The 24,017-nt window shown below is 68.7% G+C and carries 22 protein-coding genes; 3 read left to right on the forward strand and 19 right to left on the reverse strand.

All coding sequences use genetic code 11. The features are described 5' to 3' along the window. Window positions 1-17: 17 nt before the first annotated feature. The 3 genes from BMX32_RS19045 to BMX32_RS00195 all read right to left on the reverse strand — a co-directional run bounded on the left by BMX32_RS19045 (window position 18) and on the right by BMX32_RS00195 (window position 1,707). Complete coding sequence (locus tag BMX32_RS19045) at window positions 18-176, reverse strand: 30S ribosomal protein THX (protein WP_089973834.1); 159 nt, start codon at window positions 174-176, stop codon at window positions 18-20. A gap of 81 nt (window positions 177-257) precedes the next feature. Then, on the reverse strand, window positions 258-1,223 hold the full coding sequence (locus BMX32_RS00190) for a cation diffusion facilitator family transporter (protein ID WP_089973835.1): 966 nt from the start codon (window positions 1,221-1,223) through the stop codon (window positions 258-260). 37 nt (window positions 1,224-1,260) lie between these two features. Continuing rightward, window positions 1,261-1,707, reverse strand: coding sequence for a MerC domain-containing protein (locus tag BMX32_RS00195; protein ID WP_089973836.1), 447 nt, complete (start codon window positions 1,705-1,707; stop codon window positions 1,261-1,263). 86 nt (window positions 1,708-1,793) lie between these two features. Between BMX32_RS00195 and BMX32_RS00200 the strand changes: the two genes are divergently transcribed. After that, window positions 1,794-3,809 (forward strand): TonB-dependent receptor, encoded by a 2,016-nt coding sequence (locus BMX32_RS00200; protein ID WP_089973837.1) that lies wholly within the window; start codon window positions 1,794-1,796, stop codon window positions 3,807-3,809. Between the two features lie 114 nt (window positions 3,810-3,923). On the opposite strand, the gene BMX32_RS00205 is transcribed toward BMX32_RS00200, so the two are convergent. The 3 genes from BMX32_RS00205 to gltX form a co-directional block, all read right to left on the reverse strand. Continuing rightward, window positions 3,924-4,406, reverse strand: a complete 483-nt coding sequence (locus tag BMX32_RS00205; RefSeq protein ID WP_089973838.1) for a transcriptional repressor — start codon at window positions 4,404-4,406, stop codon at window positions 3,924-3,926. A gap of 34 nt (window positions 4,407-4,440) precedes the next feature. Then, window positions 4,441-4,716, reverse strand: a complete 276-nt coding sequence (locus BMX32_RS00210; protein WP_089973839.1) for a hypothetical protein — start codon at window positions 4,714-4,716, stop codon at window positions 4,441-4,443. A gap of 109 nt (window positions 4,717-4,825) precedes the next feature. Beyond that, window positions 4,826-6,229, reverse strand: coding sequence for a glutamate--tRNA ligase (gene gltX / locus BMX32_RS00215; protein WP_089973840.1), 1,404 nt, complete (start codon window positions 6,227-6,229; stop codon window positions 4,826-4,828). Window positions 6,230-6,406: 177 nt separating this feature from the next. Here gltX and BMX32_RS00220 point away from each other — a divergent pair, with 177 nt between their 5' ends. Beyond that, window positions 6,407-7,567 carry a glycosyltransferase family 4 protein gene (locus BMX32_RS00220; RefSeq protein WP_089973841.1) on the forward strand — a complete coding sequence of 387 codons (1,161 nt, stop codon included), beginning with the start codon at window positions 6,407-6,409 and terminating at the stop codon, window positions 7,565-7,567. Further along, the gene (locus tag BMX32_RS00225) at window positions 7,539-8,081 is read left to right on the forward strand and encodes a phosphatase PAP2 family protein (protein ID WP_089973842.1); all 543 of its coding nucleotides are present in this window, start codon (window positions 7,539-7,541) and stop codon (window positions 8,079-8,081) included. The genes BMX32_RS00220 and BMX32_RS00225 overlap by 29 nt, the downstream gene beginning before the upstream one ends. A gap of 12 nt (window positions 8,082-8,093) precedes the next feature. Here BMX32_RS00225 and accD read toward each other — a convergent pair whose 3' ends face one another. The 13 genes from accD to BMX32_RS00290 all read right to left on the reverse strand — a co-directional run bounded on the left by accD (window position 8,094) and on the right by BMX32_RS00290 (window position 24,009). Next, entirely contained in the window at window positions 8,094-8,966 is an 873-nt protein-coding gene (gene accD / locus BMX32_RS00230) for an acetyl-CoA carboxylase, carboxyltransferase subunit beta (RefSeq protein ID WP_089973843.1), read from the reverse strand. Between the two features lie 36 nt (window positions 8,967-9,002). Continuing rightward, on the reverse strand, window positions 9,003-9,803 hold the full coding sequence (gene trpA, locus BMX32_RS00235; protein ID WP_089973844.1) for a tryptophan synthase subunit alpha: 801 nt from the start codon (window positions 9,801-9,803) through the stop codon (window positions 9,003-9,005). Beyond that, entirely contained in the window at window positions 9,803-11,014 is a 1,212-nt protein-coding gene (gene trpB, locus BMX32_RS00240) for a tryptophan synthase subunit beta (protein WP_089973845.1), read from the reverse strand. Before trpB ends, trpA begins: the two co-directional genes overlap by 1 nt. 28 nt (window positions 11,015-11,042) lie before the next feature. After that, window positions 11,043-11,666 carry a phosphoribosylanthranilate isomerase gene (locus tag BMX32_RS00245; protein ID WP_089973846.1) on the reverse strand — a complete coding sequence of 208 codons (624 nt, stop codon included), beginning with the start codon at window positions 11,664-11,666 and terminating at the stop codon, window positions 11,043-11,045. Beyond that, complete coding sequence (gene truA, locus BMX32_RS00250; protein ID WP_089973847.1) at window positions 11,663-12,430, reverse strand: tRNA pseudouridine(38-40) synthase TruA; 768 nt, start codon at window positions 12,428-12,430, stop codon at window positions 11,663-11,665. The genes BMX32_RS00245 and truA overlap by 4 nt, the downstream gene beginning before the upstream one ends. 682 nt (window positions 12,431-13,112) lie before the next feature. Continuing rightward, on the reverse strand, window positions 13,113-15,620 hold the full coding sequence (locus BMX32_RS00255) for a motility hub landmark protein FimV (protein WP_089973848.1): 2,508 nt from the start codon (window positions 15,618-15,620) through the stop codon (window positions 13,113-13,115). A gap of 177 nt (window positions 15,621-15,797) precedes the next feature. Next, window positions 15,798-16,091, reverse strand: a complete 294-nt coding sequence (locus BMX32_RS00260; RefSeq protein ID WP_049808618.1) for a hypothetical protein — start codon at window positions 16,089-16,091, stop codon at window positions 15,798-15,800. Beyond that, entirely contained in the window at window positions 16,091-17,119 is a 1,029-nt protein-coding gene (locus BMX32_RS00265) for an aspartate-semialdehyde dehydrogenase (protein WP_089973849.1), read from the reverse strand. The genes BMX32_RS00260 and BMX32_RS00265 overlap by 1 nt, the downstream gene beginning before the upstream one ends. A gap of 30 nt (window positions 17,120-17,149) precedes the next feature. Further along, on the reverse strand, window positions 17,150-18,148 hold the full coding sequence (locus BMX32_RS00270; RefSeq protein ID WP_089973850.1) for a 2-hydroxyacid dehydrogenase: 999 nt from the start codon (window positions 18,146-18,148) through the stop codon (window positions 17,150-17,152). 4 nt (window positions 18,149-18,152) lie between these two features. Next, window positions 18,153-19,256, reverse strand: coding sequence for a chorismate synthase (gene aroC, locus BMX32_RS00275; RefSeq protein ID WP_089973851.1), 1,104 nt, complete (start codon window positions 19,254-19,256; stop codon window positions 18,153-18,155). Between the two features lie 16 nt (window positions 19,257-19,272). Further along, window positions 19,273-20,193: a 50S ribosomal protein L3 N(5)-glutamine methyltransferase gene (gene prmB, locus BMX32_RS00280; RefSeq protein ID WP_089973852.1), complete on the reverse strand. Its 921-nt coding sequence runs from the start codon at window positions 20,191-20,193 to the stop codon at window positions 19,273-19,275. An 887-nt stretch (window positions 20,194-21,080) separates the two neighbouring features. Further along, window positions 21,081-23,210: a phosphocholine-specific phospholipase C gene (locus tag BMX32_RS00285; protein ID WP_089973853.1), complete on the reverse strand. Its 2,130-nt coding sequence runs from the start codon at window positions 23,208-23,210 to the stop codon at window positions 21,081-21,083. Between the two features lie 7 nt (window positions 23,211-23,217). Beyond that, entirely contained in the window at window positions 23,218-24,009 is a 792-nt protein-coding gene (locus BMX32_RS00290) for an inositol monophosphatase family protein (protein WP_029214107.1), read from the reverse strand. Window positions 24,010-24,017 lie beyond the last annotated feature (8 nt).

The raw sequence follows: 24,017 nt of genomic DNA on the forward strand, positions 1-24,017 counted from the left end.
TTCACGCTACCGAAGGCTCAGGCCTTCTTGCGCGGCGCGGCCTTCTTGGCGGCGGGCTTGGCAGCAGCCGGCTTCGCGACGGCGGCGCCGGTGACGACGTCGACGTGCGGACGGGCCTTGCCATAGCTGGAACGGTAGATCTTGCCGCGACGGGTGCGGCGGTCGCCCTTGCCCATGGGAAACTCCTTGATTCGTAATGATGAAGAGGAACGGCCGGACATCGTATCAGCGGCCGCGTAAAGCGCAAGAGTACCTGTTCAGCGAGCGTGCGGGCCGGCCTTGCCGCAGCCCTCCAGCTCGTCGGGGCACGGGCCGGGATCGAACTGCACGGTGGCGTGCTCGACGCGCCAGCGCTCGCTCAGGAGCTGCTTGATCGCGGTCAGCACGCGGGCCTGGTCGGCCTGCTCCGCGGCCGGCGACAGCTCGGCATGCAGGGTCGCCATGCGCGAGCCGGCCGTCACCTGCCAGACGTGCACGTGATGGATGTCGACGATGACGTCGTCGATCTCGAGCAGACCGCGCTGGACGTCACCGAGGTCCACGCCCTCGGGCGTGCCTTCCAGCAGGATGTGACCCGAGCGGCGGACGAGCGACCAGGCGCTCCGCAGGATGAGCATCGAGACGAGGATCGAAAGGACCGGATCGGCCCAGTTCCACGCGAGCCAACGGACGGCGAGAGCGGCGAGCACGGCGGCGACCGAGCCCAGGAGATCGCCGAGGACGTGCAGGCTCGCGCCGGCCATGTTCATGTCGTCGGGATCGTGGCCGTGCAACGTGCGCAGCACGACCACGTTGGCGAGCAGGCCGAGGATGGCGACGACCAGCATCACGCCCGAAAGGATCGGTTCGGGATGGAAGAGGCGCTGCACGGCCTCGTAGACGATGAATGCGACGAGCGCGAACTGGGTCAGCGCGTTGACGAATCCCGCGAGCACCTCGATACGGCCATAGCCGTACGTACGGCGCGCGTCGGCCGGGCGCGAAGCGAAGCGCGCACCGAGGAACGCGAGCAACAGCGCCAGCGCATCCACCAGCATGTGGCCCGCGTCGGCGAGCAGCGCCAGCGAGCCGGACACCACGCCGCCCGCGGCCTCGGCCACCAGCATGACCAGCGTGACGACGAATGCGAACAGGAGCTTGCGCTCGCTGCCGCCTTCCAGGTGATCGTGGTCGTGGCCGTGCGCGTGCGCATGACCGTGCGAATGGGAATGATCGTGAGGCATGGCGCGAAGGCTAGGGAATCGTGGCGCGGTTACACAATCACGGGTGGGCGCACGACGGCCCGTGGATGTGCCCCGCATGGTCGCCGCGGTCGACCCGCAGGTTCACGAAATGCGCCGCGGCGACGAGGAACCCGCCGCATGTGACGAGGATGCTGTGGGCGAGCAGCGAACCGCCGTGCAGGAACGTCACGCCCAGGATCAGCAGCAGCAGGCCCGGCGCGGCCAGCATCAGCGGCAGCCGGCGGCGGTGGCGGCGGTAGCCGGAGACGACCGCGAAGCTCGCCAGCACGCAGGCGAAGCCGACGAAGCCGGCCTCGAAGCGATGATCCGCGAGGAACGACAGCCCTATCAGCGGTAGCAGGGCGATCACGAAGGGCAGCGCGGCGCAGTGGATCGCGCAGAGGAACGACGCGGTCGCGCCGAGCCGGTCGGCGGCATGCCACCAGCGGCGGGGAACGTCGGATTCGGGCAGCGATTCGGTCATGGAAGACATAGCGTGACTAGTTGCACGGGTCGAGGCAAGCAATGATACTTTATAACATTGCAAAACCCAACTGGAGCTTCACCCCGATGCGCAGAACCCTGATCGCCCTGGCCCTTGCCTCGAGTCTCGGCTCGTCCCTGCCCGTCCTGGCCGACGATGTCGCCCAGGAAGGCACGACCCCGTCGGTGGGGGCGAACGACGCCCAGGGCAAGGGTCGCAAGCATGCCGACCAGCTGGACGCCATCGTGGTGAACGCCGTCCCCGGCGGACAGAAAGCCGACCAGATCGTGGCGCCGGTCGCCGTTCTCGCCGGTTCGGCACTGGACGACGCCAGAGGCGTGTCGCTGGGCGACACCGTGTCGTCGATCCCAGGCGTGCAGAGCTCGGGCCTGGGAACGGCGGTCGGTCGCCCGGTGATCCGCGGACTGGACGGCCCGCGCGTGGCGGTGCTCGAGAACGGCCTGTCCTCGCAGGACGTGTCGAACGTGAGCCAGGACCACGCGGTCACGCTCGAGCCGTTCCTGGCCGACCAGATCGAGGTGCTCAAAGGCCCCGCCACCCTGCTCTACGGCTCCGGCGCGATCGGCGGCGTGGTGAACGTCGTGGACGGGCGCATTCCGGAGAAGGCGCCTGCCAACGGATTCGCCGGGCGCGCGGAGGTGCGCGGCGACTCCGTGTCGGACGGCAGGACCGGCCTCCTCCGCCTCGATGCCGGCAACGACACGTTCGCCATCCACGTCGACGGCATGCACCGCGACAACGAGGACTACGACATTCCCGGCGGCACGCTCGCCAACAGCGCGGTCAGGACGACGTCCGGCGCCGTGGGCGCGTCGGTGCTCGGATCGTGGGGCTTCGTCGGCCTCTCGGTCTCGCGTTTCCTCGACCTCTACGGCAGCCCCGCCGAACCGGGCGATCCGGCCGAGGGCGAGGATCCGGTGCACATCAAGATGGCGCAGACCAATTACACGCTGAAAGGCGGTCTCATCACGCCGATCGACGGGATCGCGAAGGTCGACTTCAGCCTCGGGCACGGCGCGTACCAGCACGTGGAATACGAAGGCGCCACGCCCGGTACCACGTTCACGACGAACAGCAATCAGGGCCGCCTGCTCGTCACGCACGAACCGATCGCCGGCTGGGATGGCGCGTTCGGGGTGCAGACCCAACATCGCCAGTTCGCCGCCGTGGGCGAGGAAACGTTCGTACCGGCGACCACCACGAGCGGCGTCGGCGTGTTCCTCACGGAGCAGCGCGACTTCGGTCCGGTGAAGGTGGAGCTCGGCGCGCGGCACGATCGGCAGAGCGTGGATCCGGACGACGGTCCGAAGCGGACGTTCGCGCCGAACAGCTTCTCCGCCGGCGTGGCGTGGCGCTTCGCCGAGCAGTGGCACCTGTCGCTGAACCTCGATCACGCCGAGCGCGCGCCGTCGGAAGAAGAACTGTTCGCGAACGGTCCGCACGAGGCGTCGAACACGTTCGAGATCGGCAGCGACCTGTCGAAGGAAAAATCGAACCAGGCCGAACTGGGCCTGCACTTCCATGGCGAATTCGTCGAAGGCAAGATCGCGGCGTATTACAACCGCTACAAGAACTTCATCTACCTCGCCGACACGGGCGAGATCGAAGACGACCTGCCGGTACGCGTGTGGTCGCAGAACGACGCGACGTTCCGCGGCGCGGAAGCCGAGGCGACCTTCCATCTGGCGAAGGGTCCGTCGGGCCATTGGGACTTGCGCGTCTTCGGCGACACCGTGCGCGCGACGCTGACCGACGGCGCCGGCAACGTGCCGCGCATTCCCGCCGGCCGCGTCGGCGGCACGTTGAGCTGGAACGCCGACAGTCTTCGCGCGAGCGTCGGTGCCGTGCGCTACATGAAGCAGGACAGGGTCGCGGCCTTCGAAACGGATACCGCCGGCTACACGCTCGTCAACGCTCACTTCGCATGGACCTTCGTCAACGACGAGCGCAGCCAGTGGGAAGCCTTCGTCGACGGCAACAACCTCACGAACCAGACCGCGCGACCGGCGACGTCGCTGTTCAAGGACGTCGCACCACAGCCGGGTCGTAATATTTCGGTAGGCGTTCGCGCTTACTTCTGATCGACCGACCGAAGGGTGGGAGCCGATCGTATCGGCGAACGGGTCCGCGACCCGGCCCGCTATCGCGGGATCGCCGATACGATCGGCTCCCACTCTTCGGCAGGCGACGGACGGTCAGGATTCGAGGCAGGTCTTGCAGGTGCCGTGCACTTCGAGGGTCTGCGCCTGCGGGCGGAAGCCGAACGCTTTCGCCTGGGCTTCGATCAGTTCCGCGACGCGCTCGTCGCACACTTCCTGCGCGCACTGGCACGTGTCGCAGATGAGGAACGGCACCTGATGCGCTTCGGCCGGGTGATGGCACGACACGTACGCGTTGATCGACTCCAGCTTATGGATGAAGCCGTTCTCGAGCAGGAAATCGAGCGCGCGATACACCGTGGGCGGCGCGGCGTTGCCGTGTCTCTCGCGCAGGCGGTCGAGCAGGTCGTACGCCTTCACCGGCTTGCCCGCGGTCGCCACGAGTTCGAGCACTTCGCGACGCAGCGGCGTGAGACGCAGGCCGCGCTCGTTCGACGCGATCTCTACCGCCTCGACGAAGCCGCGGGCGTCGTCGTGGTGCTGGTGATCGTGATGGTGGGCGTGGTCGGTCACAGGCATATCCTCTCGCGCAGCATCCTAACATGAGGCCAGATCAGCGATTTTTCGACCCCGGCAGAGGCGGCGGCGTGCGCCGGGGCAGGAAGGGAACGACCCATCCGAACGGGCCGACCAGGAGCGACGCGATCACCGTGGCCTTCAGCCGGCCGCGCCACCAGCCCAGCAGCGCGCCGATCACGATGAACACGATCTGCCAGACGATCAGTTGCGTCCACGGCACGAGCGCCATGAGGTTCGCAACTATCTGCGCGAACGCATCGGGGGCGCCGGGGTCGACGCCCTGCATGGCTTTGGTCAGCAGTTCTTCCATGCGCACCTACCGTCGGGTGGGAGCGGCCTTGGCCGCGATGGGTGCTTGCGGCAAGCACCCATCGCGGCCAAGGCCGCTCCCACAACGGTTCAGGCCGGTGCCGGGCAAATCAGCCCTTCGCCCGGACGAGCGCCTCGTCGATGCGCGCCACCGCGCCCTCGCGGCCGGCGAGGAAGATCGTGTACTCGATCGACGGCGATACCTGCGTGCCGGTCATCGCGACACGCAGCGGCGCGGCGACCTTGCCCATGCCGAGTTCCAGCGCGGCGGCGACGCGCTCGACCGCGCCGTGGATGGCTTCCGGGGTCCACTCGGGCAACGCGAGGAGTTCGGCGCGCGCGGCACCGAGGGCGGCGGGTGCCGTCTCGGCGCGCAGGTGTTTCTCGATCGCCTTCTCGTCCCATTCGACGATCGGGCCGTACCAGATCTTCGCGCGCTCGGCCATTTCCTTGAACGTCTGCACGCGATCGCGCAGTGCGACGACGACGTCGGCCGGGTCGGGACCCTGCGCGGGGTCGATGCCGATCTTCGCGAGGTGCCAGGCAAGCTCGCGACCGAGAGTGTCCGGCGTGTCCGTCTTCAGGTAATGCTGGTTGAGCCACGACAGCTTGGTGACGTCGAAACGCGACGCGGCCTTGTTGACGTCGGCGATGTCGAACAACTCGGTCATCTGCTCCACCGAGAAGATCTCCTGGTCGCCGTGCGACCAGCCGAGGCGAACGAGGTAGTTCAGCAGCGCATGGGGCAAGAAGCCGTCGTCGCGATACTGCATGACGCTCACCGCGCCATGGCGCTTTGACAGCTTCTGGCCGTCCGGGCCGAGGATCATCGGCAGGTGCGCGAACTCCGGCACGGGCGCGCCGAGCGCCTTGTAGATGTTGATCTGGCGCGGGGTGTTGTTGACGTGGTCGTCGCCGCGGATCACCTCGGTGATGCCCATGTCGATATCGTCGACGACCACCGCGAAGTTGTAGGTGGGGAAGCCGTCCGAACGGAAGATGACGAGATCGTCGAGTTCTTCGTTGGACCACTCGATGCGGCCCTTTACCTTGTCGTCGAACACCACGCTGCCGGACGACGGGTTCCTGAAGCGGATCACCCGGTTCGGGTCGTCGCGGTACGGCTCGTTGCGGTCGCGGTAGTAGCCGTTGTAACGCGGCTTGACGCCGGCCGCCATGGCCGCGTTGCGCATCGCTTCGATCTCTTCCTTGGTTTCGTAGGCGTAATACGCCTTGCCCTCGCGCAGGAGCCGATCCGCCACCTCGCGATAACGGTCCATGCGCTGCGTCTGGTAGTAAGGGCCCTCGTCGTGCACGAGCCCGAGCCACGACATGCCATCCAGGATCGCCTGCACGGCTTCCTGCGTCGATCGCTCGCGATCGGTGTCCTCGATGCGCAACACGAACTCGCCGCCACGACGACGGGATTCCAGCCAGCAGTACAGCGCGGTGCGTGCGCCGCCGATGTGGAGGTAGCCGGTGGGACTCGGGGCGAAACGGGTGCGAACGGTCATCGTAGGGTCATCGGTCGGACAAGCCCGCGATTTTAGCCGATGCGGCGGAGCTGCGCCGCCCGCGCCACGCAGGCGCCGAAAACGGGCAGGCATGTCATCCGGCCGTCATACGCCCATAACCGCCCGGACATTCCCGCGAGCGAGCATGCGTCAAGCCAGGCAACGAGGGTCACCGCCATGCGCATCGGCATCGTCACCGAGACCTACGCACCGGACGTCAACGGGGTCGCCCTCACCGTCCAGTCGCTCGCCCGCGGCGTCGTTCGCCGCGGCCACACCGTCGACCTCGTTCGCCCGATCCATCCCGACACGCCGCCCCTTGCCGATGCGGGCATGGACGTCCTCGCCGTCGAAGGCGGCGCGGTACCCCGTTACGCAGGCCTGCGCTTCGGCATGCCTTCGCGTTACCGACTCGAGCGCCGTTGGCGTTCCGACCGGCCGGATGCCGTCTATGTGGCCACGGAAGGCCCCCTGGGCTGGAGCGCCGTCAGCGCCGCGCGGCGCCTCGGCATTCCCGTCGCCACCGGGTTCCACACCCGTTTCGATTTCTACGTGGGCCACTACGGCTTCGGCGCGCTCACGCCGCTCGTGCGCCATTACCTCGCCCGCTTCCATCGTCGTGCGCAGACGACGCTGGTGCCCACCGGCCAGCTCGCCGGCGAGCTCAACGACCTCGGCGTGCATGACGTGCGCGTGCTTCGTCGTGCCGTCGACACCCTGCGCTTCCACCCGGACCGCCGTGACGACGCGCTGCGCGCCGCCTGGGGCGCGACGCCGGAGGCCCCGGTCGTTCTCAGCGTCGGCCGCGTGGCGCCGGAAAAGAACCTGCACGTGGTGATCGACGCCTATCGCGCCCTCGCCCGACGTTGCCCGGGGGCGCGCTGCGTCATCGTCGGCGACGGCCCCGGCCGCGCCGCGCTCGAAGCCGCGAACCCGGACGTGATCTTCGCTGGCACCCGCGGCGGCGACGAGCTGGCGGCCTACTACGCGAGCGCGGATCTCTTCGTCTTTCCGAGCCTCACCGAAACGTTCGGCAACGTCGTGCTCGAAGCGATGGCGTCGGGCATCCCGGTGGTGGCGTACGCCGAAGCGGCCGCGCGCGAATTCATTCGCAACGGCCAGAACGGCATACGCGTCGCCCCCGGCAACGAAGGCGGCCTCATCGAGCGCGCCGCCGCGCTCGGCGCCGACGCCCACGTACGCGCGGCGATGGGACACGCCGCGCGTGCCACCGTCGCGGGACTGTCGCCCGAGTCGGTCGTGGCGGCCTTCGAATCGATCATGCAGTCCCTGGCCAAGGAGCACGTCCATGAACGCAGCACCGCCGTCGCCGCGTAGGGCGAACCTGGACCGGCGCATGTGCGTCGCCGCCAACCGGTGGGGCGCGCGTCGCGCCATCGGCCTGTTCTTCGGCGCCATCAGCCGCCTCGGCGACGGGGTCTTCTGGTATGCGCTGATGAGCGTGATCGCGCTCGCCGGAGGCTGGCACGGCGTCGCCGTCGCCGTGCAGATGGCGATCACCGGCCTGACCGCATTGATGCTCTACCGCGTGCTGAAGCGCTGGACGCGCCGCCCTCGCCCCTTCCGCACCTGCCCCGGCGTGATCGCCCATGTGCCGCCGCTGGACGAGTTCAGTTTCCCGTCGGGCCACACCCTGCAGGCCGTGGCCTTTACCGTGGTCGCAGTGGCCCACTATCCGGTGCTGGGCCCGTTCCTGATCGGGTTCGCCGCACTGATCGGCGCCTCGCGCGTGGTGCTCGGCCTGCATTATCCGAGCGACGTGATCGCGGCCACCGCGATCGGCGGCGGCCTCGGCACGTTATCGCTCTGGGCGGAGCGGGTCCTGGTCTGAACCCGACCGGGCTCAGGCCGCCGCGCGCGGGGCCTTCTGCAGGATGCCGAGCACGGCGCCGAGCTTGTCGCGCATCTCGCGACGGTCGACGATGACGTCCACCGCGCCGTGGTCCACGAGGAATTCCGAGCGCTGGAAACCTTCCGGCAGGGTCTCGCGAACGGTTTGCTCGATGACGCGGGGGCCCGCGAAACCGATCAGCGCCTTCGGCTCGGCCACGTTGAGGTCGCCCAGCATGCCCAGGCTCGCCGACACGCCGCCCGTGGTGGGATGCGTGAGCACGGAAATGTAGGGGACGCCGGCGTCGCGCATGCGCGCCAGCGCGGCCGACGTCTTCGCCATCTGCATCAGCGAGAAGAGGCCTTCCTGCATGCGGGCTCCGCCGGTGGCGGAGAAGCACACGAGTGCGCTCTTCTCGGCCAGCGCCTTCTCGGCCGCGCGGGCGAACTTCTCGCCCACCACCGAACCCATCGAGCCGCCCATGAAGGCGAACTCGAAGGCGACCGCCACCACCGGGCGCTCGAGCAGCCGGCCGGACATCGCGATCAGCGCGTCCTTTTCGCCGGTGTTCTTCTGCGCCGCGGCGACGCGGTCCTTGTATTTCTTCTGGTCCTTGAACTTCAGCGCGTCGACGGCTTCCATCTTCGGCCACAGCTCGGTGGTGCTGCCTTCGTCGAAGAAGGCGGCGAGACGGGCGCGCGCCGAGATCGCGTGGTGGTGGCCGCACTTCGGGCAGACCATCAGCGATTTTTCGAGCTCGGGCTTGTACAGCACGGTACCGCAGCCCGCGCACTTCTCCCAGACGCCTTCCGGCACCTTGCCCTTGCCGCCGGCCGCGCTGGGGGCGCGGGTCTTCGGCGTCATGATTTTCTGCAGCCAGTTCATCGTGTGTCTCCGCTACCTGTACGTCCGCTCGCCCGGTCAGCGCGCGTCGAGCGCGGCGCGGATCGGTGCGAGAAAATCCCTTGCCCTGCCCACGGCATCGTCGGCCGAGGTCGCGCCGGCGATGCGGTCGACCAGGGCGCTGCCGATGACCACGGCGTCGGCGAACTCGCCAATCGCCTTCGCCCCGGCCGCGTCGCGGACACCGAAGCCCACGGCGACCGGCGCCTTCGACCGGGCGCGGATGCCGGCGACGCGCGCGGCGATGTCGCCGGTGCTCAGCTGGGCCGCGCCGGTGATGCCGGCGAACGATACATAGTACAGGAAGCCCGCCGCGGCCTCGCAAAGGGCGCCCACGCGCGCCTCGGTCGTCGTCGGCGAGGCCAGCAGGATCTGCTGCAGCCCGGCCTGGCGCAACGGTTCGAGCACGTGCGATTCCTCGAGCGGACAATCCACCATCAGGACGCCATCCACGCCCGCATCCACGGCATCTTCAGCGAACGCCGCGTATCCGTACATTTCCAACGGATTGAGGTAGCCCATCAGCACGATGGGTGTCTCGGTGTCGTTCTCGCGGAACGCGGCCACCCAGGCAAGCACGTTGGCAAGGCCCACGCCCTTCGCGATGGCACGCTCGCTGGCATGCTGGATCACCGGGCCGTCGGCCATGGGGTCGGAGAACGGCACGCCCAGTTCGATGAGGTCGGCGCCGGCGGCGACGAGGCCATGCAGCAGCGCCACCACGCCGTCAGGCGACGGATCGCCCGCGGTGACGAACGGAATCAGGCCGGTGCGGCCCGCGGCTTTGAGTGCCGCGAAGCGGCGGTCGATACGGCTCATCAGAGTTCGATTCCTTCACGCGCGGCGATCGTATGCACGTCCTTGTCGCCTCGTCCCGACAGGTTGGCGAGCACGAGGCCATCGGGCGGCAGTTCGCGGGCCAGCTTGATCGCCTGCGCGATCGCATGACTGGACTCCAGCGCCGCCAGGATGCCCTCGGTGCGGGCGAGCAGGTGGAACGCTTCGAGCGCTTCGTCGTCGGTGACGCCGACGTACTCGGCACGGCCGGCGTCCTTCAGGAAGGCATGTTCGGGGCCGACGCCCGGGTAGTCGAGGCCGGCCGACACCGAATGCGTCTCCACGATCTGCCCGTTCGCATCCGAGAGCACGTAGGTGCGGTTTCCGTGCAGCACGCCCGGCTTGCCCGCCGCGAGCGATGCCGCGTGCCGACCCGTTTCGATGCCGTCGCCCGCCGCTTCCGCGCCCACGATGCGCACGTCGCGATCGTTGAGGAACGCATGGAAGATGCCGATCGCGTTGGAGCCGCCGCCGACGCATGCCGTCACGACATCCGGCAGGCGGCCGAACTGCTCGATCGTCTGCGCACGCGCTTCGCGCCCGACGATGGCGTTGAAGTCCCGCACCATCTGCGGGTACGGGTGCGGACCCGCGACGGTGCCGATGATGTAGAACGTGTCCGCGACGTTGGTGACCCAGTCGCGCATGGCCTCGTTGAGGGCGTCCTTCAGCGTCTTCGAACCCGATGTGACCGGCACGACCTCGGCGCCCAGCAGGCGCATGCGGTAGACGTTGATCTTCTGCCGCTCGATGTCCACGGCGCCCATGTAGACGATGCACTTGAGGCCCATGCGCGCCGCGACGGTGGCGCTGGCCACGCCGTGCTGACCCGCGCCCGTCTCGGCGATGATCCGCGACTTGCCCATGTAGCGGGCGACGAGCGCCTGTCCCACGGTGTTGTTGATCTTGTGCGCACCGGTATGGTTGAGGTCTTCGCGCTTGAGCACGATGCGCGCGCCGCCGACGTGCTTCGACAGCCGCTCGGCGTGGTACACGGGGCTCGGGCGGCCCACGTAGTACTTGAGGTCGCGATCGAGTTCCGCGATGAAGTCGGGATCGGTACGCAGCTTCTCGTACGCGGCGGTGAGCTCGGCGAGCGGCTCCATCAGGGTCTCGGCGACGTAGATGCCGCCGAAGTCGCCGAACCGCCCATGGGCGTCGGGCCAGGCGTGGAAATCCGTGATCTCGGTCATTGCCTTCTCGGTATCTGCTTGAAGCCGTTCACGCGCTGGGGGCGGCGCGCACGGCGGAAATGAAGCGTTCCATCTTAGCCCGATCCTTGATGCCGGGCGACGCCTCGATGCCGCTGGAAACGTCCACCGCCCACGGCCGCGCGATGCGAATCGCGTCGGCGACGTTGTCGGCGGTGAGGCCGCCGGCGAGCACGAGCGGCTGCGCAAGATCCCGCGGCATCAGCGACCAGTCGAAACGCTGCCCGCTACCGCCCTGCTCTCCCAGGCCATGGCCATCGAGGAGCAGCCCGGCGGCGCCGGGATAATCGTGCAGACGCGCCAGCGCCGGCGCCCCCTCGCCCATCGCGATGGCCTTCAGCCAGCGCACGCCGAACGAAGCGCACTCGGCGGCGGTTTCCATGCCGTGGAACTGCAGCATGTCGGGACGCATCACGCGCACGATCTCGGCGACGTACGCCGGATCGTCGTCCATCACCAGCGCCACGGTGGTGACGAACGGCGGGACGACGTCGCGAAGACGCGCCGCCGCGGCGGGATCCACGAAACGCTTGCTCTTGCGCGTCATGACGAAGCCGACCGCGTCGGCACCGAGTGTCGCCGCCAGCTGCACGTCGTCGATGCGTGTGAGTCCGCAGCACTTGATCCGCGTCACAGGTTCACCTCCGGCGGCAGGCCCCAATGCGCCTCGTACAGTGGCCCGAGGAACGTCAGGCCTTCCGCGGGCGCGGTGACGCCGGCGAGTTCGCGGTCGCGGCCGGCCAGCAGTTCGGCCATCCATTCGACAGACTGCTCGCCGCGGCCGATCGGCAGCAGCGAGCCCACGATGTTGCGCACCATGTGGTGCAGGAACGCGTTCGCCTCGATCTCCACCACCACGTGAATGTCCTCGCGGAAGACGCGGATCGACCGCACGTTCCGTCGCGCATGCGCGGCCTGGCAGGAAATGGCGCGGAACGCCGAAAAGTCGTGCTCGCCGACGATGGCCTGCGCCGCGGCGTGCATCGCGTCGGCATCGAGCTGCCGACGCTCCCATGCCACGAACCGCGCGTCGAGCGCGGGACGGACGAAGCGCGGCAGGATGCGATAGCGATAACGGCGCGCACGCGCCGAGAAGCGCGCATGGAAATCGTCCGCGACGGGCTGGGCCCAGGTCACGGCCACGCTGTGCGGAAGGTTCGAGCACGCGCCAAGCACCCAGCCGCGCATGTCGCGCACCACGTCGGTATCGAAGTGCACGACCTGGCAGCGTCCGTGCACGCCCGCATCGGTCCGCCCGGCGGCGGTCACTTCGATGGGCTCGTGGGCGACGTAACTGAGCGCCTCCTCCAGCGATCCCTGCACGGTCTTCGCATGACTGAGCCGCTGCCAGCCGAGGAAATCGGTGCCGTCGTATTCGACGCCAAGGGCGATGCGCATGGGGCGGTTCTGGTGGAAGGGAAGCCGGAAAGGGTACCACTGCTGGTGCGGCTCGGCTTTGCTGGTGCGGCCAGGCTTCGCGGTTGCATCTCGGCTTTGCCATCGCGTCGGGCCTCGCGCGTGACCGCGCAGAGCCGTCGGCCCTCACCCTCGCCGCTCCGAGCTCCGGCGTCGCGGCGAGGGTGAGGGCCGACGGCTCTGCCGACTTCTGAGGCACGGCGCTGTGAGAGCCGCCGTTGTGGGAAGCCCGCTGGCGGGCGAAGGGTGCTTGCGATAAGGGTTCGGCCTTGGGGTGGGAGCCAGCCTGCTGGCGAAGGGTGCTCGCGAAGAGGCAGCCTACCGTCGGCTGGGAGCCCGCTTGCGCGTGCATCGGACCTTGCCGCAAGCACCCATTCGCCCGCCAGCGGGCTTCCCACGAAAGCGATTCCCGGGCGACGTGTTCTGTGGGAGCGGCCTTGGCCGCGATGGGTGCTCGCGGCAAGCACCCATCGCGGCCAAGGCCGCTCCCACACGAGCAAGAGCTCGCCGCTGCAGCGACTCCCGCACGTCTTGCCTTACCGGTCGGCCGACGGCTCTTCGCGGCAACGCGAAACAAAACGCGATGGCGCAAGCCGAGCCGTCCCACCGCGCACAAAAAAAGCCCCGGCGGGGCCGGGGCTTCGGGTCGGAACGGGTGGATCGGTCAGACGATGTCGGAGAGGATCCGGCGGGCCGTGTCCTTCTGCATCTGCGAGCCTTCCGCGATGACTTCGTCGAGCATCAGGCGGGCGCCTTCGCTGTCGCCCATGTCGAGGTAGGCGCGGGCCAGATCGAGCTTGGTGTCGACCGGATCGTCGCTGAAGCTCTCGGGGCCGTGGTCCTCGATCGGCTCCTCGTCCGGGAACACCGGCTCGTCGAAGCGCGGCGCCTCGGCGACGTGCGTCACGGGTTCCTTGTCCTCTTCGAACGCCCAGGTCGAAAGCGGCTCGTCGGGCTTCGCGGAGTCGCTGCCGGCCACGTCGTCGAACGCGTGAAGCGGTGCCTCGTGCGCTTCGGTGTATGGCGACTCCGGCGCATCGACGTCGAACACCTCGGGGGCGTGCGGGCGATGCTCGGCTTCGGCGCGCTGTACCGGCGTAAGGTCGAAATTGAAATGGTATTCGCTGTGTTTCTGCGGCGTCGGCGATGCCGGGCGGGTCTCCTCGTCCGGACTCGTCGCATACGTGCCGAGGTCGAATGCCTCGAGCGCGACGGTGTGGTCGCCGTGGTGCGGCGTGCCGGCCGCATAGGTGTCCGTCTCGTACTCGTCGTCGATGTCGTCGATCGGCTCGCCGCCGAACAGCGGGTGCGACGGGACGAGGTCCTCGCCCATCATCACCACTTCGCGCCATTCGGGCTGATCGGGATCGGACACGTGCGCGAACATGGCTTCGGCGGCGGCTTCGAAGTGATCGACGTCGCGACGGCCGTAGTACAGGCTCACCAGTTCGAGGTGCAGCCCGATGTCGTCCGGATGCTCGGCGAGCGCGTCGAGGATCTCGCGCTGGTCCTGGTCCATGGTCTCGGTGTGACCGAATTCGCCGAAGGTCGGCTCCTGGCCGAAGCGGTCGGCAAGCGAGGCCGTGGCGACCGTCGACGTCGCCGGCTTCGGCTTCTTGCGGCCGAACACGGCGGCCACGAGGCCGAGCAGGATGACGACGGCACCACCGCCCCAAGCCCAGGGCTGCATGAACCAGGGATCGTCTTCGACGACCGGCGCCGGTGCCGGCGTCGGCGTCGGTCGCCGGGCCACCGGCGGAACCGCGGCGGGTGCCACGGGCGCGGCGGCGTCCTTCAGCGGCGTCGTCGCAACGGTGGCGGCCGCGGCCGGTGCCGGGGTGGCGCTTGCCGTGCTCGTGCCTGCGGCTGGCGCGGCCGTCGCCACGGCGGGCGCGCTCGCGGCGGGCGCCGGCGCCTCGGCCTTCGCGGTGTCGGGTGCCGGTGCCGGCGCCGGGGTCGCCGCCTTCGCCGGGCCGGCCTTTTGCGCCTCGGCCAGCTTGCGCTGGAGCTCGGCGATTTCCGAATCCTTGAGGCTCAGCAGACGCTGGTTCTTGCTGTCGATGGCTTCGAGCTCACCGATGCGCGACTTCAGCTCGGCGCCCTGCTGCTTCAGCGAGGCGACGCTCTCCTGCGAGCTGGCGAGCTCCTGGCGCAGACCGGCGACCTGGGCATCGCCCGTGCCGCCCTTGGTGCCCGCGCGCGTGGATGCCGCGTCACCGCCATCCTTCGACGGCACGATCGCAAGGCGATCGTCGGCGGTCGGCGCGGCCTTCGCCTTCGGCTGGCTGGCGCCCGTCGTCGCGGCATCGGCCACCGAGGACGGCGCACGGGCGGCGCCGGCACGCCAGGTTTCGTTCTGGCGGCGCACTTCGGCCAGCGCGTTGCCGGCCGTCTGCGCCTGCACTTCGTCGGACGACGGGATGCGCAGCACGGCACCCGTCTTCAGGGCGTTCATGTTGTCGCGATAGAAGGCATCCGGATTCGCCTTCTGCAGCGCCAACAGCATCTGGTTCATGTCGGCGCCGCCGGCGTGCTCGCGCGCGATCGTCGAGAGCGTCTGGCCGCGGCGCACCGGTCCATAGGTGCCCGCGGCGGATTTCGTCGCGGTCGGTGCCGGTGCCGGTGCCGGCGCCGGGGCCGGCGCGGCGGCCGGGCGCGGAGCGGGTTCCGCGCGCGTCGGACGCGATTCGGCGGCGACCGGAACGCGCGGCGGCACGTCGGACGTGCGCGACGGCGCAGCCGGTGCGGGGGCCGGCGACGCGGCCGTGGTTATCGGCGTGCCCGGCGGATCCAGCAACATCGTGACTTCGCGGACGACCTTGTTGCCGCCACCCGACGAGACTTCGACGAGGAAATCGAGATACGTGTCGCGAACCGGCTCGGCGCTGGTGACGCGGACGACCGGCTGGCCGGACGCACCCTTCGCCACCGCGAAATTCAGGGCGACGGGAAGACCGCCGCGATTGAGCCCGGCACGCTTGAACGCGTCTTCCGACGCGAGCGCGACATGGACGTTATCGAGATTGCCCGACACGCCATTGAGGGGAATTTCCGCCACCAGCGGCTGGTCCATGGTGGACCGTACCTGGACGGAACCAAGACTCTGGGCCAGCGCATGGCCGCCCCAGCCGGCCAGCGCCAGCATGATCGAAAGCTTCAACGTGCGGTTCATCTGTTACGTCCCCCGAACTGAATCCATGCCGGCGGCGCGCCTCTGTCGGGCGGTCGGCCGCGAAGGCGCCACTGTAGTGCACCCCGACAACAACTAACAATAGCGGCTACGGATAGTTACGCGACAACGTTGAGTCGTTCGCGAGGCCCGTACACGCCCCCCTTACATGTACTTCGGTCACTCGCCCTGCATGGCTGCCAGCTGCCGCTGGAGCTCGGCGATACGGCGATCGCGCTCCTCCAGCGCCTGCCCGGCGTCCTTCGACCGCGATTCGAGCGAATCGACCCGCGTCTTCAGCTGCTGGACCTCGGCCGTCTGGTGCTGCTCCTGCCCGCGAAGGGCGTCGAGCTGCGCACGGGTGGCGGCCGGATGTGCCGGCGCCGCCGCCGCGCGCGGTCGTTCGCCCGCCGTCGCGCCGGCGGCGATCAGGGCGGAAACGAGGACGCAGGCGATGGCGGCGCGGCGATTCATTAGAGGTAATCCTCGATAAGGATTTCCGCGATCTGCACCGCGTTCAGCGCGGCGCCCTTGCGGATGTTGTCGGCGACCACCCAGAGGTCGAGGCCTCGCTCGTGCGAGATGTCCTCGCGGATGCGACCCACGAAGACGGGATCCTTGCCCGCCGCGTCGCCGACCGGGGTCGGATAGCCGCCGGCCCTGCGTTCGTCCTGTACCACAACGCCCGGCGCCTGCTCCAGCAATTCGCGTGCGCGGTCGGCGGTGATCTTGTCGCGCGTCTCGATGTGCACGGCTTCGGCATGGCCATAGAAGACGGGCACGCGGACGGCGGTCGGATTCACCTGGATCGAAGGATCCTCGAGGATCTTCCGGGTCTCCCAGACCATCTTCATTTCTTCCTTGGTGTAGCCGTTGGGCTGGAAGTCGTCGATGTGCGGGATCACGTTGAACGCGATCTGCTTCGGGAATTTTTCGGTCTCGACGTCCTGGAAGTTGAGCATCTGGGCCGTCTGCTTGCCCAGTTCTTCCATGCCGCTGCGACCCGCGCCCGACACGGACTGGTACGTCGCGACGTTGATGCGCTCGATGCCCGCCTCGCGATGGATCGGCGCCAGCGCCACCAGCATCTGCATGGTGGAGCAGTTCGGGTTCGCGATGATGCCGCGCACGGTGTAATCGGCGATGGCGTGCGGATTCACCTCGGATACCACCAGCGGAATGTCGTCCTGATAGCGGAACTCGGAGGTGTTGTCGATCACGACCGCGCCCGCCGCCGCCGCACGAGGCGCGTGCTCGCGGCTCACCGAGCCGCCGGCCGAGAAGAAGGCGATGTCGACGCCGTCGAAGTCGTACGTCGCAAGATCCTGGACGGTATACGGTTTTCCGGCGAAATCGACGGTACCGCCCGCCGAGCGCTCGCTCGCCAGGGGAACCAGTTCGCTCACGGGAAAGTCCCGCTCGGCGAGGATCGACAGGAGGGTTTCGCCGACCGCGCCGGTCGCACCCACCATGGCCACCTTGTAACTCGTCTTCTTGCTCATGCTTCGCTTTAGTCAGGCGTGGAATGAAGGTCAGCTGGCGTCGGCCAGCACACCCGGATTGAGGATCGTGGGTGGCTGACCGGCGTGTGGACCATGTCCGAACGCCGCCAGCACATTGTCCACAGCCAGCGTCGCCATATCGCGACGTGTGTCGCGACTTGCGCTCGCGATGTGCGGACTGAGAACGATATTCTGCCGTTCGAGCAGCCCGGGGTGCACGGCCGGCTCACCCTCGAACACGTCGATACCCGCCGCCCCGATGGTGCCGTCGGCGAGCGCCCGGGCGAGGGCCGCGTCGTCGACGATCCCGCCACGGGCGATGTTCACCAGCGTGGCCGTCGGTTTCATGGCCGCGAGTTCCGCGGCGCCGATCGCGTGGTGGTTCTCCGGGGTATAGGGCAGCACCAGGATGAGGTGGTCCGACGAGGCCAGCAATGTCGCCTTGTCGACATAGGTCGCGGCGCATTCGCGCTCGATGGCCGACGCCAGCCGCGACCGGTTGTGGTACAGCACCCGCGCCCGGAAACCCACCGCGCGCCGGGCGATCGCCTGGCCGATGCGACCCATGCCAAGGATGCCGATCGTCCTGCCATGCACGTCCGCACCCAGCCAGCCCTCGAAACGCGACCCGTGCCACTGGCCGTCGCGCAGCCAGCGCTCGGCCTCGCCCACGCGTCGCGCGGCGGCGAGCATCAGGGCCCAGGCGTAGTCGGCCACGGTCTCGTTGAGCACGTCCGGCGTGTTGGAGGCGCCGATGCCGGCGCCGGTCAGCGCGGCGATATCGAGGTTGTTGTAGCCCACGCCGAGGTTGGCGACGAAACGCAGGCGCGGCGCGGCGGCGATCGCCGTGGCGTCGATGCGCTCGGCCAGGCCGACGATGGCGGCGTCCGCCACGGCCAGCCTTGCGGCGAGTTCGGCGGCGGCGAACTTCCGTTCCTCGGTTTCGGCGCGCACGTCGAAGTGCGGACGCAGACGGTCGACGATGTCGGGAAAGAACGGGCGGGAAATCCAGACGGTCGGCTTGGTCACGGGTTCAATCCCGAACCGCGCCGGGAATGCGCGGCGGCACCTCGCCGACGTCGCCGCATTGTGCGCGGTGGCGCAGCGCCTGATCCATCAGCACGAGGGCCAGCATGGCCTCGGCGATCGGCACGGCACGGATGCCGACGCAGGGATCGTGACGCCCCTTGGTGACCACGTCGGTGGGCTGGCCGGCGCGATCGACGCTGCGGCCGGGGATCAGCACGCTCGACGTCGGCTTGAACGCCATCGACACGACCACCGGCTGGCCCGACGCGATACCGCCCAGGATGCCGCCCGCATGATTGGAGAGAAACCCGTCGGCGGTCATCTCGTCGCGATGCTGCGTGCCGCGCTGCGCGACCGCGGCGAAACCATCGCCGATCTCCACACCTTTCACGGCGTTGATCGACATCATCGCCGCCGCGATCTCGCCATCCAGCTTTCCGTAGATGGGCTCGCCCCACCCCGCCGGCACCCCGTCGGCCACGACGGTGACCTTCGCGCCGACCGAGTCGCCCGACTTGCGCAGGGCATCCATGTACGCCTCGAGTTCGGGCACCTGGTCGGCGTCGGGCCAGAAGAACGGACTTCCTTCGATGGCCTCGACATCGAACCCACGCGGCACGATCTCGCCGATCTGGGCAACATGACCGCGCACCGTCACGCCGTAGCGCTGGGCCAGCCACTTCTTGGCGATGACGCCGGCGGCCACGCGCATCGTGGTCTCGCGGGCCGACGAACGGCCGCCGCCACGCGGATCCCGCACCCCGTATTTCTGCCAGTACGTGTAATCCGCATGGCCGGGGCGGAACGTATCGAGGATGTTGCCGTAATCCTTCGAGCGCGCATCCGTGTTGCGGATGAGCAGCGCGATGGGCGTACCGGTCGTGACGCCCTCGTAGACCCCCGAGAGGATCTCGATGTCGTCGGCCTCGCGGCGCTGCGACGTATGCCGCGAGCGCCCCGTCGCGCGGCGCTCCAGATCGGCGCGGAATTCACCGGCGTCCAGCGGCAGCCCCGGAGGGCAGCCGTCGACGACGCATCCGATCGCCGGGCCATGGCTTTCGCCGAACGTGGTGACGGAGAGGAGCTTGCCGAACGTATTGGAGGACACGGTACTTCCGATGAGGTCAGTTTCTTGCGGCGCGCACGGCGGCGATGTCGGCGGCGTGCTCGACGAGGTCGCGCCGCTCGAGCGCGAAGATCCCCATCTGGCCCACCTTGAACTCCAGCCACACGAACGGCACGCGCGGCAGCAGGTTCACCAGCGCATGCTCGCTATCGCCCACTTCGACGATCAGCAGGCCGTCTTCGCTAAGATGATCGGCGGCCTCGTCGAGCATGCGCAGCGTGATATCCAGTCCATCGTCGCCCGATGTCAGGCCGAGGACCGGTTCATGACCGTATTCGGCCGGCATGGCGGCGTATTCGTCGTTGGTGACGTACGGCGGGTTGGACACGATGAGGTCGTAGACCTCGCCCTTCACGCCATCGAAAAGATCCGACTTGATCGCCCGCACGCGGTCTTCGACATGCTGGAACACGATGTTCTCGTTGGCGAGCGACAACGCGTCGTCGCTCACGTCGATGAGGTCGACGCGCCAGTCCGGGTTGTATTCGGCCATGGCGATACCGATGCAGCCCGAACCGGTGCACAGGTCGAGCGCGCGCTCGACGTGGCGATCGTCCAGCCACGGCGTGAAGCGGCTTTCGATCAGCTCGGCGATGGGCGAACGCGGCACCAGCGCGCGGCGGTCGCTCTTGAACTTCATGCCCGCGAACCAGGTCTCGCCCACGAGATACGCCACCGGCACGCGCTCGACGACGCGGCGCTCGATCAGCGCCAGCACGGTCTCGCGCTCGGAGGCCACCAGCGCTCCCGCGCCGTAGGCCGGCGGAATGTCCGGCGGCAGGTGCAGCGCGGCCAGCACCAGATGGGTGGCCTCGTCGATCGGATTGTCGTGGCTGTGCCCGAACGTCAGGCCGGCCGCCGAAAAACGGCTGGCGCCGTAACGGATGAAGTCGATGATGGAAGACAGTTCGCTGGTCACGGTCGGGCTATGTCGGTGGGGCTGGTCCGTGAGTATAGCCGTCCGGGGGTCTTCCGGCCCCGGGCGGTGTCGGGGCTGCGGTTGTTCTGGTTCGGTGCAGAGGAGACGGCTCGGCTTCGCCGTCGCGTTTGGCTTGCGCGTGCCGCGAAGAGCCGTCGGCCCTCACCCTCGCCGCTCCGAGCTCCGGCGTCGCTTGGGTAAGGAGGCCGCTGCGCGGCGATGTCTGATGGCTGCGCCCCTTCGCGCCCGGGCTTCGCGCGGGGGTTTTCGATTCGGCCTCCGTGCCTCAACGAAAACGGCCGGCCATCCAGGCCGGCCCCCTTCGGGCCTTATCCGCGCGAATCCCTCGCCTCCACAAGTCGCGGCGAGGGTGAGGGCCGACGGCTCTGCCGACCGTTGAGGCGCCGGGGGGGGAAGCAAAGGCTACCGCCAGGTGGGAGCCAGCGTGCTGGCGATGGGTGCACGCCACCGCACTTCTGTGGGAGCGGCCTTGGCCGCGATGGGTGCTTGCCGCAAGCACCCATCGCGGCCAAGGCCGCTCCCACACGAGCTCGCCGCTATAGCGGCTCCTACACAGGCAGTTTGCCTCGCGGATTGGCAGAGCCGTCGGCCGCCGCCCTCGGCGCGACTTGCGGAACCGAGCGCGGCGAGCGGATCAGGCCCGCAGGGGGCCGGCCCGGACGGCCGGCCGTTTTCGTCGAGGCAGGAGCCGAGTCGAAAACCCCCGCTCGCCGCGCGGGCGCGCAGGGGCGTCAGCCATAGGACACGGCCGCGCAGCGGCATCCTTTCCCAAGCGACGGTGAAGCCCGGAGCGCCGAGGGCGGTGGCCGACGGCTCTTCGCGACAGCGCAAGCCGAACGCGATGGCGAAGCCGAGCCGTCAGCCCCTCAAACCCCGGCCAACCCCGGATCGCTAGTCGCAGGCAGCCCGTCCTCGTGGTGGCCGGCGTAGCGACGAAGATAGCGGGGAGCCTCGGGGATACGGATCGCGATGTCGAACCAGCCCGCGCTGGCGACGAGGTCCAGCGTGAGCGCGTGTTTTCCGCCCGCGGCGATCGACAGTTCGATGGGCGCCGTCGACGCATAGGCGTTCGCGACGCGGCAAGCGACCGGCTGGCTCCCGCCGTTGACCAGCGTCACGGTCACGCTCCGCGCGCCCGGCACGCCTTCCACCCAGGCTTCCAGCGTGTCGTCGGCGAAACCGCGGAACGCGGCGACGTACCCGTTCGGCCCGTGGACACGGCGATCGTAGCCGTCGCCCGTCATCGCCAGCGGCCACCGGTCATCGATACGGTCGCGCGCGGCGACGGCGTAGCGCCGCGGCGGGGCGTCGCGATGCAGCCCGTCGTAGACCATGAACGCCGCGCCGGCCTCACCGCTGTTGTCGAAGGCGAGATGGCTCGCGTCGCGCTCGATTCCATGCCGCACCGTCCACGCATAACCGAGCGCGCGGGCCGGACGGGTGCCGGGTTCCTGCCCGGGCATCGTCTGCGTGCCGGGCACCGCGATGGGCGCCTTTCCCGACGAGCCGCGCGGCACGCCGATCCGCGGCACCGCCACGTCCGTCTTGCCGGCGAAGTCGAACGCGCTCGTCAGGTCGCCACAGATCGCACGACGCCATGCGCTGATGTTCGGCTCCTCGACACCGAAACGTTTCTCCAGAAAACGCAGCACCGAGGTGTGGTCGAACGTCTCCGAGCAGACCCATCCGCCACGCGTCCACGGCGATACCACGATCATCGGCACGCGATTGCCGAGCCCCACGGGCTGCATGCCGAGCGGATCGCTGCCGGCCACGAGCGGCGAAGCGATGCGTGCGTGCCTGTCGAGATCCATGATCTCATCGCGCAGGCCATGCACGAGCGAGTCCGACACGACGCCCTCGCCGTCCGTTCCGCTGCGCAGCGGCGGTGCCGGCGGTACGACGTGGTCGAAAAAGCCGTCGTTCTCGTCGTAGTTGAGGAACAGTACGGTGCGACTCCACACCTTCGCGTTCGCCGTGAGCGCATCCAGCACCTGGCGAATATAGAAGGCGCCGTCGGCAGGCGACGAAGTGGGATGCTCGCTGTACGCATACGGCGCGACGATCCACGTCACCTGCGGAAGGCGATCGTGCAGCACGTCCTGCCGCAGGTCGCGCAACGTGTGGTTCGACACACCATTGCGCACCAGCGCGCTCGTCGGGTCCGCACCTTCGCGCACCTGGTACGCCGCGAAGAACTCGAGCGAATTGTCCGTGTAGTTGTCGGTCGGCGAACCGGGTTCGCCAGTGCCTCCTTGATACACGCGCCACGTAATGCCGGCCTCTTCGAGCCGCTCGGGATACGTCGTCCATGTATAGCCGTTCGTCTGGGCGCGCTCTTCCGTGCCGGGCCCATTGTCCTTGCGTCCGAGGCGTCCCGAGGGATCGGACGTGCCACTCCACAGATAGATACGGTTGATCGCGGTGTCGGCGAGCGCGGACGCGTGGTATGCGTCGCAGATGGTGAAGGCGTCCGCGAGCGCGTAATGGAACGCCGCGTCCTCGCGTCGCAGGTAGGCCATCGTCAGGACGTCCTGCTTCTGTTCGATCCAGCGATCGTTGCGGCCGAGGTTCCAGGCGCCATGGCCGGAGCTCCAGCCATGATCGGTACCCTCGTGATGGTCGCCGGAACGCGCGGTATCCAGATGGAACGGATAGACCCAGCCCACGTCGGGCCCGATCCCGCGGCCCTTCCAGTATTTCGTACGCGCCGCCGTCACCGGTTGACGCCACACGGGGTCGCCGTTGCCCAGTTCGAGCACGCGAGGATCCGCGAAGCCGCGCACGCCGCGCAGGCTGCCGAAATAGTGGTCGAACGACCGGTTCTCCTGCATCAGCACCACCACGTGACCGACATCGGCGATGGTACCCGTGCGCCGGTCGGGTGCCGTCGCCAGGGCACGTGCGATGGACGCGGGAAAACCCTGCGCGACGAGCGACGCGGCGGCGGTGGCTACCGCGCCCTGCAGGAAACGACGGCGTTCGTGGGAAACCATGGGCGACTCAGTCCCGGGATAGCGAATCGATGAGCGCGGCATGCAGCGCCGGTGTGGCGGCGGCCACGACGCGGCCGCCGCTGTCGAGCCCGAGCGCGCGCCCTTCCCAGTCGGTGATCACGCCGCCGGCAGCCTGCACCACCGGCGCGATCGCAAGATAGTCGTACGGCATCAGATTGGCCTCGATCACCGCATCGATGTGTCCCGACGCGAGCATGCCGTAACCATAGCAGTCGCCACCGAAGCGGCGCGTGTACGCGGCGCGGCTCGTGCGATCGAAGCGCACCCATTCGTCGGGCGTGAACATGTCCGGTGTGGTCGTGTAGAGCGTGGCGGCATCGAGGCGTTCGCATCCGCTGGCGAGGCATCGCGCGCCGTTCATCGTGGTGCCGACCCCCACGTGGCCGATCCAGCGTTCGTCGAGCGCCGGCATGTCGAGAAGGCCGAGCACGGGCTGGCCGTTGCGAAGCAACGCGAGCAGTGTTCCCCAGAGCGGCCATCCGGAAATGAAACTGCGCGTGCCGTCGATGGGGTCGATCGACCACACGAACTCGGCGTCGGTGCGCGTCGCGCCGTACTCCTCGCCGAGGAGTCCATGGGCCGGCCATGCCAGTTCGATACGTTCGCGCAGCATCGACTCGACGCCACGATCCACGGCGGTCACCGGACTCATGTCGCCCTTGAGCGTGACGTCGACCGGGTGGCGAAAACGCGGCAGCGAAAGCGCGCGCGCGTTGTCGGCGATACCCACGGCGAACGCCTCGAACTCCTTCCGCTCCACGGCGGACAACGATTCCATCTCTCGAC

The sequence above is a fragment of the Luteibacter sp. UNCMF331Sha3.1 genome (assembly GCF_900109915.1).
Lineage (GTDB): Bacteria > Pseudomonadota > Gammaproteobacteria > Xanthomonadales > Rhodanobacteraceae > Luteibacter.